Annotated in this window: 10 protein-coding genes; 5 read left to right on the forward strand and 5 right to left on the reverse strand. The window is 64.3% G+C overall.

The window, feature by feature from the left end:
* The first annotated feature begins 48 nt into the window (after positions 1 to 48).
* From AC0WRY_RS12625 to AC0WRY_RS12640, 4 genes are all read left to right on the forward strand, one after another.
* Positions 49 to 1,545 carry an ABC transporter substrate-binding protein gene (locus AC0WRY_RS12625; RefSeq protein WP_194407286.1) on the forward strand — a complete coding sequence of 499 codons (1,497 nt, stop codon included), beginning with the start codon at positions 49 to 51 and terminating at the stop codon, positions 1,543 to 1,545.
* Between the two features lie 522 nt (positions 1,546 to 2,067).
* Positions 2,068 to 3,168 carry a calcium-binding protein gene (locus AC0WRY_RS12630; RefSeq protein WP_491123174.1) on the forward strand — a complete coding sequence of 367 codons (1,101 nt, stop codon included), beginning with the start codon at positions 2,068 to 2,070 and terminating at the stop codon, positions 3,166 to 3,168.
* Between the two features lie 217 nt (positions 3,169 to 3,385).
* A complete protein-coding gene (locus AC0WRY_RS12635; protein WP_194407288.1) occupies positions 3,386 to 4,591 on the forward strand; it encodes a calcium-binding protein in 1,206 nt (401 codons plus the stop codon).
* Between the two features lie 247 nt (positions 4,592 to 4,838).
* On the forward strand, positions 4,839 to 5,705 hold the full coding sequence (locus AC0WRY_RS12640) for a L,D-transpeptidase (RefSeq protein WP_194407289.1): 867 nt from the start codon (positions 4,839 to 4,841) through the stop codon (positions 5,703 to 5,705).
* Between the two features lie 48 nt (positions 5,706 to 5,753).
* On the opposite strand, the gene AC0WRY_RS12645 is transcribed toward AC0WRY_RS12640, so the two are convergent.
* Both AC0WRY_RS12645 and AC0WRY_RS12650 read right to left on the reverse strand, forming a co-directional pair.
* The gene (locus tag AC0WRY_RS12645; protein ID WP_491123175.1) at positions 5,754 to 6,380 is read right to left on the reverse strand and encodes an alpha/beta hydrolase; all 627 of its coding nucleotides are present in this window, start codon (positions 6,378 to 6,380) and stop codon (positions 5,754 to 5,756) included.
* The gene (locus tag AC0WRY_RS12650) at positions 6,377 to 7,315 is read right to left on the reverse strand and encodes a ring-cleaving dioxygenase (RefSeq protein ID WP_194407291.1); all 939 of its coding nucleotides are present in this window, start codon (positions 7,313 to 7,315) and stop codon (positions 6,377 to 6,379) included. Before AC0WRY_RS12650 ends, AC0WRY_RS12645 begins: the two co-directional genes overlap by 4 nt.
* 131 nt (positions 7,316 to 7,446) lie before the next feature.
* Here AC0WRY_RS12650 and AC0WRY_RS12655 point away from each other — a divergent pair, with 131 nt between their 5' ends.
* Positions 7,447 to 8,355: a LysR family transcriptional regulator gene (locus AC0WRY_RS12655; protein WP_194407292.1), complete on the forward strand. Its 909-nt coding sequence runs from the start codon at positions 7,447 to 7,449 to the stop codon at positions 8,353 to 8,355.
* 24 nt (positions 8,356 to 8,379) lie between these two features.
* Here AC0WRY_RS12655 and AC0WRY_RS12660 read toward each other — a convergent pair whose 3' ends face one another.
* From AC0WRY_RS12660 to AC0WRY_RS12670, 3 genes are read right to left on the reverse strand one after another with little or no spacing between them, the layout of a single operon-like run.
* The gene (locus tag AC0WRY_RS12660; RefSeq protein WP_194407293.1) at positions 8,380 to 8,688 is read right to left on the reverse strand and encodes a barstar family protein; all 309 of its coding nucleotides are present in this window, start codon (positions 8,686 to 8,688) and stop codon (positions 8,380 to 8,382) included.
* A gap of 19 nt (positions 8,689 to 8,707) precedes the next feature.
* Positions 8,708 to 11,401 (reverse strand): hybrid sensor histidine kinase/response regulator, encoded by a 2,694-nt coding sequence (locus AC0WRY_RS12665; protein ID WP_194407294.1) that lies wholly within the window; start codon positions 11,399 to 11,401, stop codon positions 8,708 to 8,710.
* Positions 11,398 to 12,429 carry an ABC transporter substrate-binding protein gene (locus AC0WRY_RS12670; protein ID WP_194407295.1) on the reverse strand — a complete coding sequence of 344 codons (1,032 nt, stop codon included), beginning with the start codon at positions 12,427 to 12,429 and terminating at the stop codon, positions 11,398 to 11,400. Before AC0WRY_RS12670 ends, AC0WRY_RS12665 begins: the two co-directional genes overlap by 4 nt.
* Positions 12,430 to 12,463 lie beyond the last annotated feature (34 nt).

Here is a 12,463-nt window from a genome sequence, read left to right on the forward strand (position 1 = left end):
AAGCAGGATTGGCGTAGGCTTAAGACAAAAGCAGGCCGGGGAGTACGCATGTTCAGGAAACTATCGATCGTCGCCTTTGCCGCCGCGTTGCTGGCAGCGCCCTTGCCGGTGCTGGCGCAAAGCAAGAAGGACAGCGTCGTCATGGCGATGGCGCTGGAGCCGCCGGGGCTCGATCCGACCAACGCCGCGGCTGCCGCGATCGCCGAGGTGACGCTCTACAACATCTACGAGACCCTGACCAAGATCAACGAGGACGGTTCCACCTCGCCGCTGCTGGCCGAGAGCTGGACCGCATCGCCCGACCTGAAGACCTATACGTTCAAGCTGCGCAAGGGCGTCAAATTCCACAATGGCGAGCCGTTCAATTCCGCCGCGGTGAAGTTCTCGTTCGAGCGCAACGCCGCGCCGAACAGCACCAACAAGGACAAGAGCCTGTACCAGGCTTTCGAGAAGGTCGAGACGCCCGACGCCGACACGGTCGTGATCACGGTGAAATATTCCGAGCCGAACCTGCCGTTCCTGCTCGGGCAGGCGGGCGGCTCGATCGTCGAGCCGAAGAGCGCGGCGACCAACGTCACGCAGCCGGTCGGGACCGGACCTTATCAGCTAGGGGCCTGGGCCAAGGGGTCCTCGATCACGCTGACCAAATGGGCAGACTATCGCAATGCCTCGGCGATCAAGCTCTCCAAGGTGACGATCCGCTTCATCTCCGATCCGGCGGCGCAGGTGGCGGCGCTGCTCTCGGGCGACGTCGATGCGTTCCCGCGCGTCGCCGCGGCGCGTGCCCTGGCGCAGTTCAAGGCCGATCCGCGCTTCACCGTTCTGGTCGGCGGCTCCAGGGCCAAGACCATCGTCGCGATCAACCACCGCAAGAAGCCGCTCGACGACGTCCGCGTGCGCCGCGCCATCCTCGCCGCGATCGACCGCAAGGCGATGATCGACGGCGCCGTCGATGGTTTCGGTACGCCGATCGGCAGCTTCTACGTGCCTGGTGCGCTCGGCTATGTCGACACCACTGGCGTCAACCCCTACGACCCCGAGAAGGCCAAGAAGCTGCTCGCTGAAGCCGGCGTCACCACGCCGCTGGAACTGTCGCTCAAGCTGCCGCCGCCGTCCTATGCGCGGCAGGGCGGCGAGATCGCCGCGGCCCAGCTCGCCAAGGTCGGCATCATCGCCAAGATCGAGAACGTCGAATGGGCGCAATGGCTGTCGCAGGTCTTCGCCGGCAACGGGCCGCACAATTTCGATCTCACCATCGTCAGCCACGTCGAGCCGTTCGACCTCGTCAAGATTACTGAGCCTGACTACTATCTCGGCTACAACAACGAGAAGTTCAACGCGCTCTACAAGCAGATCGTGTCGACGCCGGAGGAGGCCGCCCGTGCCAAGCTGCTCGGCGACGCCCAGCGCATGCTGGCCACCGACGCCGTCTCCGCCTATCTCTACCAGCCGCAGCTGATCACCATCACGGCCAAGAAGCTGAAGGGCGTCTGGAAGGACGTCCCGCAATACGAGAACGATTTCTCGACCTGGTCCTGGGAGTAAGGAACGCCCGATCAAGCCGAGCCTGTTGCTTCAATTCTGGCCTCTCCCCATCGGGAGGGGCCAATCTTTTTGGCGTGTCCAAACAAGAATCTGAAAAACAACCCCATGCACAGTAGCCGGGCGTAGTCATTTCAATGGCTTGCGTCTTGCGCATTCAATGCTCGAGGCGATGCGCCGGGGCATTGATCCGTCGGGCAAAACACCGGCAATCCAGCATCGGCGCGTCGGCCGTCGCCGTGCAGCGGGAACGCAGCGCGGTTCCCTGCGGCAATCAAACTCTCTCCCGAATTCCTGCAAATCTCTGCCATCTACCAAAGGTAGATTCGCTCCCGGTGAAGCGTGGTCAACAACGCGTCTTGCAAAAGAAAAGCATTCTGCAGGCGTCAGGCCCGCTTCCGACAATGAAATGGGAGTTACGCCATGCAGCATCTGCCGAACGACAGCTACGACGTCACGCTTGACCAATTTGGCCAAATCGCGACGGTCTACGGAGATCCCGGCTTTCCGGCATCCACCGACGTCGTGGGCGGCAACGACACCGTGACGGCCACCGTCGCCGCGCTCAATGCCAAAATCACGATCTTCGGCGACGACCACACGATGTTGCTTGGTCATTCCCGAGGCGGAAACGACACGTTGATCGCCGACATCGACGGCGGCTGGGACACCGCCGTCGTAGTGGGTGATAGCCAGTCGATGATCGACGACGCCAAGGGCGGCAATGACACCATCGTCGCGGATGCCGGCGGCACGGTCTACACCACGGTTTCGGCCTTCGGCGACGTTGCGGGGGATATGTCAGGCAACGCGCAGGGCGGCCATGACGACATGACCGGCTCGATCGGGTGGCGCGGTGGCGAGAACCAGTTCGCCGGCGATGCCGGCGGTTCCATGATCGACACTTCGCACGGCGGCAACGACACGATCGATGTGAGCGTGCTCACCACCGACGGAGGGGCGACCATCAGCGGCGACGCCATCGGTGCCCTGCGAGGTCTCGCACAAGGCGGCAACGACAATTTGACCGTGACGCTGAACGGCGACAGCGCCATATCCGGCGGACGGTTGTCGGGCGATTCGTCGACGTCCCTGATGGATCTTGCCCAGGGGGGCGACGATGTCCTCAACGTCAAGATCGACGGCCAGTATGCGGATGCGATCTCGTTCGTGTATGGCGACGCGCCGATCATGTCGGGTCATTCTCATGGCGGCAACGATATCCTCAACGGCGGCGCCGGCCGGGACTTCATGTATGGCGATGCGTGGAGCTATGAGCCTGCATCGCCCGGGTCGATCACCGGCGGCATGGATACGCTGAACGGCGGGGCTGGCGACGATCAGCTGTGGGGCGGTGGAAACAGCGACCTTTTCGCCTTCGACACGGGCTCCGGCAACGACACCGTCAACGACTTCAACCAGGGCAACAAGGTCGTCGGCAGCACCGCAGCGGAACACGACCTGATCGACGTGCAGGACTACGGCTTCGCGGACTGGGCGGCGCTGTCGAAACTGATCAGCGACAATACCGCTGGCGATGCCGTGATCCATCTTTCCGCCAGCGCATCGATCACGCTGGACGGGGTTCACGCGGCGGACTTGCATCCAGCCGACTTCATCATCTGAGGGCCCGGAGCAAGGGCGGCATCGCGATCGCGACCGCGCCATGACGAGTTCGCTGCACGACGCAGCGAAACTCGTCGCTATCAAACTCTGTCCCGAATTCCAGCAAACCTCCGCCATCCAACAAAACTACATTCGTCTCCGCGAAGCGGGTCACAGCACGTCGCAAAAAATCCAGCGACGTCAGGCCCGCTTCCGACAATGAAATGGGAGTTACGCCATGCAGCATCTGCCGAACGACACCATCGACGTCCTGCTCGACCAGTTTGGTCAAATCGAAACCGTCTACGGCGATCCGAACTTTCCGACCACCACGGACGCTTGGGGCGGCAACGACACCGTGACGGCAACCGTCACCCAGCCCGAAGCCGATGTCACGATCTTCGGCGACGACAATACGACGTTGCATGGCCAGTCCCACGGCGGCAACGACACTCTGACCGTTAATCTGAACTACGGCTGGAACTCGTTCCTCGTGGTCGGCGATGCCCAGGCGATGACCGACGACGCCGAGGGCGGCAACGATACGATCGATGTCCAGGCCAGGGGGCTGTACACCGACGTCCATGTTTTCGGCGATGTTGCCGGCGACATGTCGGGCAGTTCCCAGGGCGGCAGTGACACCATCACGGGTGCGGTGGGCTGGCGAAGCTACGACCATCTGTATGCCGGCGATGCCGGTGGTTCCATGAGTGGCACGGCCAAGGGCGGCAATGACACGATCGACATCGACGTGGACACTCTGCAGGGCTTTGCGACGGCCAGTGGCGATGCCATCGGCTCCATCGGCGGCGATGCGCATGGCGGTAACGACAACATCAGCTTCAGTTTCGGCACTGACGTCGCCATGACAGGCGGATTTGGCTACGGAGATTCGGTGACCTCGCTGACCGACAATGCCAAAGGGGGCGATGACATTCTCACACTTGCGTTCGATGGCATCGACACCGTCCAGTTTGCGCACCCGGAGCTCTTCGGCGATGCACGGACCATGTCCGGCAATGCCCAAGGCGGTAACGATATTCTCACCGGCGGGGGGACTAACGATCACCTCTATGGAGATGCCGCGAACTATGCCCCCGCAACGCCGGGCTCGATTACCGGCGGCAGGGATATCCTCAACGGCGGCGCCGGCGATGATCAGCTTTCGGGCGGAGGAAACAGCGATACCTTCGTCTTCAACACCGGCTCCGGCAACGACCTGATCACCGATTTCGATCAAGGCAACAAGGCGGTCGGCAGCACCGTGACCGAGCACGATCTGATCAACGTGCAGAACTACGGGTTTGCGGACTGGACGGCGCTGTCGAAACTGATCAGCGACAACGACGCCGGCGATGCCGTGATTCATCTGTCGGCGAGCGATACCATCACGCTCGACGGCGTCCAGGCGGCGAACCTGCATGCGACCGACTTCCTGATCTGAGCGAGTTGCTTCGGGCGCAACGACCTCGCCCTGCCGACAGCGGGGCGAGAGGTGGGTTCCGCCTTCGACGCCCGACAGGACCACCGCCTTCCCGCCTGGACGTGCCCCGCAGCCGCCAGGCGGAGCGGGTGTGCTCCACTGGTTCTGCGTTAACCATCATCGACGGTTTCAACCTGAACGCAATCGCTTCGAAGTTTCTTAAATTTTGCCGGGTTACCACTTCGGGCATGGTGACCTGGGGACGGATATGAGCAAGCGGGCCAAGCGCAAGAAAGCGGAAACGCTCGCAATACCCATGGTCGCGAGGGTTGCAATCGGCGCCGTGGCCGTCGCCGCATTGGGGTACGGTTTGCTCTCTCGCCCGGCGAGCGTGCCACCGGCACGGAAACCATCCGCATCCCAGGCCCAGGCCTCGTCAACTCCGGTTTACGTGGCACCTCCGGTTCATGCCTCGGCGCCGCCTCCGGCTCCAGTTCCGGCCCCGGCCCCGGCGCCTCTGGTCGAACCACCGAAAGCCGCTGAGGGTCCCGGCGCTCTTGCCCGCCAAGTGGTGGACTATGCCAGCCGCCAGGCGCCTGGCACCGTGATTATCGATACCAAAAACACGTTCCTCTATTTCGTCCTGAGCGATACGCAGGCATTGCGCTACGGCATCGGTGTTGGCCGCGAGGGTTTCACATGGTCCGGTGAGCAGACCGTGGCTCGCAAAGCGGAATGGCCGGATTGGCATCCGCCCGCAGAGATGATTGGACGTCAGCCTTATCTGCCGCGGTTCATGGCGGGCGGTCCCGGCAATCCGCTCGGCGCGCGCGCGATGTATCTGGGCGAGACCGAATATAGAATTCACGGCACCAACAAGCCCGATACGATCGGGAAGCGGGTTTCGTCCGGTTGTATCCGGCTGACCAATGAAGATGTCATGGACCTCTACGAGCGGGTGAAGGTCGGAGCGAAAGTGATCGTGCTTCCCGCGAGTGTTGCCCGTCGACCATCCCAGGGAACGCCGCCCGACGCCGCTTTCCGGTTGCCTGACCCTGCATCGCCGTCGAACCGGCCCTTGGCTGCCAACGCGCAGATGCTGTCATCCGGACCGAAGGTCGCCGAGGTCAAGTAACCGATGCAAGGCGGCGGCGCACCGTTCGAAAACGATGCGCCGCTCCTCTCATGCGGCTTCCGCGTCGACATTGCCGATCCAGTCGCGGGCGAGCGTCACGTCGGCTTGCGACAATTGATGGCCCGCCGGCAGCACCCTGTGGGTCACGCTCGCACCTGCTTGCGAGAGCAGGGCCGCAAGCCTGGCCGAATTGCCGGCCGGCACGATCGGATCGCCTTGCCCGGACAACAGCAGGACCGGCTTGCCTGCAAGATCGGCCCTTGGCGGATCCGACAGCGGCACCATCGCGCGCAGCAGGATCGCGCCGGCAAGCACGTCCGGCTTCAGCAGCAACAGCGCGGCTGCGATGTTGGCGCCGTTGGAGAAGCCGACCGCGACAGGCGCGGCGATGCCGTAGCGCTGCCGCGCCTCGCTCACGAAGTCGCCGAGCTCTTGCGCGCGGCGGCGCACATCGTCCTCGTCGAACACGCCCTCGGTGAGACGACGGAAGAAGCGCGGCATGCCGTGCTCGCGCACGCGGCCGCGCGGCGAAAGCAGGGCGGAACCTGCTGAGATCATCCTGCCGAGCCCGAGCAGGTCGTTCTCGTCGCCGCCGGTGCCGTGCAGCAGCAGCAGCGGAGGGGAGCCCGCGCGGGTCGCGGGCTCGAAGCGATGGATGAAGGCATTCTCGGTCATGACGCGGTCTCTTCCAGGCTCGGCAGCACGCCCTCGATCTGCTTGCGCTGATGCTCGAGGAAAACAGGCAGCTTGAGGTCGCGTCCCAGCGTCGCGACGGGCTCATCGACGGCGAAGCCGGGGATGTCGGTCGCGATCTCGAACAGCACGCCGCCGGGCTCGCGGAAGTAGATCGAGCGGAAGTAGTTGCGGTCCCGCTGCTCGGTCGGATGCAGGCCGTGATTGCTCATGAGCTTCTGCGCCATCCGGCCCTGCTCGGCATCGTCAGCCGCGCGGAAGGCGATGTGATGCACCGAGCCGCCGCCCTGATGCCCGCGCAGAAAGCCCTTGGCCTCGTAGATGTCGACGACGCTGCCCTCGGCATCGCCCGGGGCCTTGAAGCGGATCACCGAGCCTTCGCGGCCGGTCTCCTTGAAGCCGAACACGTCGGTGAGAACGGCGGCGGTCTTCGCGGCGCTGTCGAGCAGCAGCGTCACACCGTGGAAGCCGCGGATGGCATGCTCGGCCGGCACGTCGCCATTGCTCCAGCCGGGCTCATTCTCGGCGCCGGGAATGCCGACGAGGGCGAGCGCCATGCCGTCAGGATCGGTGAACGGCAGCACGGACTCGCCGAAACGCTTTTCAAGTGCCTCGTAGGCGATGCCCTTCTCGGTGAAGCGCTGGGTCCAATATCCGAGCGAGCGCTGCGGCACGCGGAAGGCGGTCTGATGGGTCTCACCGACGCCGCGGCGTCCGGGTGACACGCCGGCCCAGGGGAAGAAGGTCAGGATGGTGCCGGGGCGGCCGGTCTCGTCTCCATAATAGAAGTGATAGGTGCCGGGATCGTCGAAATTGACCGTCTTCTTGACGAAGCGCAGGCCCAGATCCCGTGTGTAGAAGCCGAAATTGCGGATGGGGTCGCCGGCGATCGCGGTGACATGGTGCAGTCCAGACATTGTTGTCCTCCAGAACTCGAGGAGCGGTTTCGCTCTCTGGGTGGAAATATTGTTCCGCTTTGGATTGAAGACAATCCATGCAAATATGACGGCTATGTCTACGATTTGGAAACAATCGGTGGAAGCAGCCTTTGGATAAGCTCGGCAGCCTCCGGGCCTTCGTGAAGGTGGTGGAAAGCGGCAGCTTTGCCGAGGCCGGTCGGCAGCTGCGGCTGTCGCGCTCGGCGATCAGCAAATACATCGCCGACCTCGAGGAAAGCCTCGGCGTCCAGCTCCTGAACCGGACCACGCGGCACGCCAGTCCGACCGAGAACGGCCAGCGCTATTTCGAACGCGCGCTCGTCATCCTCTCGGAGGTCGAGGCCGCCGACCAGGCGGTGACGCAGGCCCAGTCGGCGCCGCGCGGGCTGCTCCGCGTCAACGCGCCGATGTCGTTCGGCACGATGCGGCTCGGGCCGGTGCTCGCCGATTTCATGGCGCGCTTTCCCGACCTGCAGCTCCAGATCGTGCTCAGCGACGACCTGCTCGATCCGGTCCAGGATGGCTTTGACGTGACCTTGCGGATCGCGGAACTGGAATCCTCCAGCCTTATCGCGCGAAAAATCATGCCGGTGACGCGCATGATCTGCGCTTCGCCGGATTATCTGGCGCGGCATGGCACGCCGAAGCATCCGCAGGATTTGCGCGACCATGCTTCGCTGACCTACGGCTTCCTGCTCACCGGCAACCAGTGGAAGCTCACAGGCAGCGACGGCGATCACTGGATCCAGCCGGCCTGGTCGCTCTGCGTCAACAACGCCGAAGTGCTGCGCGACGTCGCGATCAAGGGCAGGGGGCTTGCGCTGCTTCCGGACTTCATCGCGACTGATGCGTTGAAGAAGGACGAGCTACGGACGGTGCTGGACGACTATGCCGCGCCGCCGCTCGCACTCTATGCGGTGTATCCGCCGACGCGGCATCTGTCGGTGAAGGTGCGGCTGTTCATCGACTTCCTCGTCGAGCGGTTTGGCCGCGAGGAGGAAGGCATGCGGTCGCGCTGAGGACAACTCATGATCGCGCCTCTGTCAGGCCTCGATTTCGAGCCGAACTTCCACATCCTCACCAATGCGGGCAAGCCTGCGCGCTCGTGTCTCCGCGATCGCTGATGAGAAATCGTGAACCATCTGTATCACTTCGGGCGCCAACTCGCCCGTGTTCACGATTTTGATCACATAGGGCGCTTTGAGAGCGTTCATCCCTCTGCCAAAAATCGAGTCGAGGAATGCTCCCACAATATCGCCATGCCATTCTGGCGCTCCCATTGCAGCCTTGAGCGCTAGTCGAAAATCCTGAGCAGTTTTCCAAGTGCTTGCATCGAGTTCTATGTCGTGCATGGCATACCAAGTGATTTGTCTAGCCGACCGACCGCTGTTCGGCCGGTGCGAGCAATTCGTCCAGCGCACTCATCGAGGCCTTCTGGAGCGCTGCGAGCTTTCCCGCGGCATCTTTGCATTCAGGCGCGGACAGTGATGGGGCGGCGTCCTCGACCTCGCGGCAGTGCTCGAACAGGCTGACGAGGCCGAGCGCGCCGGCGGCGCTGCCGAGCTGGTGGGTAAAGCGCGCGAGCTGCTTGTGGTCGCCGGTCGCTGCGGCCCTGGTGATGTCCTCGATCAGTCTGTCGCTGGTTTCCTGCAGCAGATGATGCAGCTTTGCGATCTGGGTCGGGCCCAGCAGTTCCCTCTGGTCGTCGAGGAAGTCCCGGTCGATCAAGGCGCCCACGGCGAGCCGTGCCGTGGCCGGCGCGACGTGCGGATCGTCCTCGAGCGCCTCGCGCAGCGCGTTGACCAGGATCGGCTTGCTGACGATCTGGACGATGCCGGCATCCGCGAGCCGTTCGCGCGCGCTGGTCGACACGTCCGCCGTGACGGCGATGATGCGCGGCGTGCTCCGCAGGCCGAGCTTGGCGATCCGCGATGCGGCCTCCACGCCGTCCATGTCGGGCATGTGCAGGTCCATCAGGATGACGTCGAATGAATGATCGCGGGCGAGCGCGACGGCCGATGCACCGTTCCTGGCGATCATGGGGTGATGGCCGAGCCGTTTCAGGATCGCCTCTCCGACCTCGCAATTGACGGGATCGTCGTCGACCAGCAGCACGTTGAGCGGCCGCGACGGTGGCGGAAGCGCGCCTTGCGCGACACCGCTTGCTGCCAGGTCCAGCGGCACTTCGAAGGTGAACGTGCTGCCCGCGCCCGGCGTGCTCGCAACCGTCAACTCGCCGCGCATCAGGCGGCTGAGGCGCCGCGCGATCGCAAGGCCGAGGCCCGTGCCGCCGAACCGCCGCGCGATGCTGTCGTCGGCCTGCACGAAATCCTCGAAGATCCGCTCGTGCATGTCGGGGGCGATGCCGATGCCGGTATCGCGAACGGTGACGCGCAGCAGGACATGATCGTCGTGCCGCCCGGCGGCCGCGTTCACGGCGATCCCGCCTGACGGCGTGAACTTGATGGCGTTGCCGATGAGGTTGAGCAGGATGCGATTGAGCCTGACGGGGTCGCCATGCACCGAGGCATGGACCGACGCATCGCAGGCCAGGTCGAAAGTCAGCCCCTTGCCCAGGGCTTGCGGACGCATCAGCTCGGCGGCCGTCTCGATCAGCTGGTCGAGGCGGAAATTGCGCGGCTCCAGCGTCTCGGTGCTGGCCTCCAGGCGGGCATATTCCAGGACGGCGTCGACCAGCGCGATCAGCGTTTCGCCCGATGCGGCTGCGGTCGCGAGGTGGCGCCGCTGTGCTTCACTGATGGTGCCGTCGTCGAGCAATTGCAGCACGCCCATCACGCCGTTCAGCGGCGTGCGCAGCTCGTGGCTGACGACGGCGAGGAAGCGCGATTTGGTTTCGTTGGCCTGCACGGCGAGGCTGCGCGCGCGCTCGGCGGCATCGTGCTCGGCCAGGGCCTGATCGCGCGCTTTCTCCAGCTCGGAGGTGCGCTCGATCACCTTGCGCTCGAGCGTCGCATAGGATTCGCGTAGGTGCGCGGCCATGCGGTTGAACTGGTCGCCGAGCGCTTCCAGCTCGTCGCCGGTCTTGATCGCGAGCCGAAGGCCGAGATCGCCGCTCCCGATCCGCCGTGCGCCCTGCGTCAGGAGCTGGATCGGCCCCGTCATGCGCCGGCTGAGAAAAAGCGAGACCAGCACCGCACCGACCAGGAGGACGACGAGGAGGAAGGTCGAACGGCCGATCGATGCATAGATCGGCGCATAGGCTTCGGTGAGCGGCAGCTCGACGAACACCAGCCAGCCGAGCGAGGGGACCGTCGCATAGGTCGACAGCACGCGCTGGCCGGTCAGATCCTCCTTGACCAATCCGCCGGAGGGCGGTCCCACACCATCGAGCGCGGAGCGGACGTCGGCATGGCCGGAGAGGTCGCTGCGCTGCAGGGCCCGCCACAAATCCGGATGCGCGATCAACACTCCCATGCGATCGACCACATAGGCCTTGCCGGTGTTGCCGACCCTGATTCCGGTGACGAGGTCCCAGATGAAACGCAGATTGACCTCGGCGACGATCACGTTCGGATTGCGGCCAGTGCCGCGCGTGGCGAGCGTCATGAACGGCTCGGTGTCGGCGAAGAAGTAGACCGGCCCATAATATGCGCGGCTTTCGTTGGCGCCGCGGAAGGCAGGCGAGGCGGACAGATCGGCCTTGCTGCCGATCCTGTCCGCCACGCGGCGGGACACCCGGACCTGCTCGAGCCCGCGCGAGTCCAGCTCGGCGATCTCCGCGATGGCCGGCGACAGGCGCAGGAGACGGATGGCGTTCAACCGCTCGTCTTCGTTGCTCGACAGCTCCGGCGGCAGGCGGGAGAGCCATCTGATCTGGTTCTCGATCTGGCCGACGAACTGGCCGATCTGGATCGCCGCGGACGCTGCCTGCTCGCGCTGGGTTGCCGCCAGAAGCTGCTTCTGCTCGCGATAGGAGAACCAGACGTCGAAGCCGGTGTTGATGGCGAGCGCGGCAAAGGCGAGGGCGAGGATCGAGTAGAGATATTTGCGGAACAGCCGGCCGGGAGGCGTCCGCAAATGTCCCTGGTCGATCGTCTCGTTCACTCGCGGATCTCGTCGGCACGCGCGAGCAGCGTGAATGGAATGGTCAATCCGAGCGTGCGAGCAACCGTGCGGTTGATCAGGAGCTCGAATTTCCGAGGCGATTGCACCGGAAGATCGCCGGCCTTGGTTCCGCGCAGGATGAGATCGACGTAATCGGCCGAGCGCACTTCCAGCGTCGGTCCGTAGCTCATCAACCCGCCGGCATCCATGAAGTAATGGAACGGATAGATCGTGGGCACGCGATACTTGTCCGCCGCGGCGACGACCGCCTGGCGGTTGACGACGAGGAAGCTGTCGACCAGCGCAATCATCGCCGCCTTGGGCGGTTCGGAGAAGCGCCTGACGGCATCTTCGATTTCCGCCGGCGCGCTCACGGGGGCGGCGAGGACCGACACCCCGGACTCCGCCGCCTCCTGCTCGATCGAGTCTAGGAAGAAGCGTCCCGCCCGAGGTGTGGTCGCCGGATTGAACAGGACACCGACGCGCGCAAGGTCGGGCACCGCCTCCCGGATCAGTTGCAGCCATTTGCCACCCATCTCGGCGGTGCTGTTGGTGAAGCCGGTCACGTTGCCGCCGGGATGGGCGAGGCTTTCGACAAAGCCGTTGCCGACGGGATCGTTGGCGGTGGCAAAGACGACCGGAATGGTCTTGGTGGCGGCAAGGACCGCCGCGGTTTCGACGGTGGATCCCGTCAGGATCACATCCGGCTTGAGGTCGAGCAACTCCTGAATGGCCGCCTTCAGCCGGTCCGGTGCGCCGAAGCTTGAACGCAGCTCGAGGCGGAAGTTGACGCCTTCGACCCAGCCGCGCTGCCTCAAGCCGACGATGAGACCGCCGAGGCGCGAGGTCGCGCTGTCGATCATGGCCCGCTTTGTCAGCTCGTCGTCGAGCGGCAATGCAGTCAACGATGCGACGATCCGCATGCGATCCGAACTTGCGCCGAGCGCGATCCATCCTGCGGCGGTGGCTCCCGCAAGACGAATGAGGCCGCGGCGATCGACCGCGAAAGCGGAAGGCCGTTCGGTCATGGAGTTCTTTGCATGATGGCTTGCCCCAGTTCGG

Source organism: Bradyrhizobium sp. T-12, assembly GCF_058314695.1.

Excerpts from the sequence above, each read along its gene's own strand:
- AC0WRY_RS12625 (WP_194407286.1), top strand. The coding sequence starts at position 49 with ATGTTCAGGAAACTATCGATCGTCGCCTTTGCCGCCGCGTTGCTGGCA.
- AC0WRY_RS12640 (WP_194407289.1), top strand. The coding sequence starts at position 4,839 with ATGAGCAAGCGGGCCAAGCGCAAGAAAGCGGAAACGCTCGCAATACCC.
- AC0WRY_RS12645 (WP_491123175.1), bottom strand. The coding sequence starts at position 6,380 with ATGACCGAGAATGCCTTCATCCATCGCTTCGAGCCCGCGACCCGCGCG.
- AC0WRY_RS12650 (WP_194407291.1), bottom strand. The coding sequence starts at position 7,315 with ATGTCTGGACTGCACCATGTCACCGCGATCGCCGGCGACCCCATCCGC.
- AC0WRY_RS12635 (WP_194407288.1), top strand. The coding sequence starts at position 3,386 with ATGCAGCATCTGCCGAACGACACCATCGACGTCCTGCTCGACCAGTTT.
- AC0WRY_RS12660 (WP_194407293.1), bottom strand. The coding sequence starts at position 8,688 with ATGCACGACATAGAACTCGATGCAAGCACTTGGAAAACTGCTCAGGAT.
- AC0WRY_RS12670 (WP_194407295.1), bottom strand. The coding sequence starts at position 12,429 with ATGACCGAACGGCCTTCCGCTTTCGCGGTCGATCGCCGCGGCCTCATT.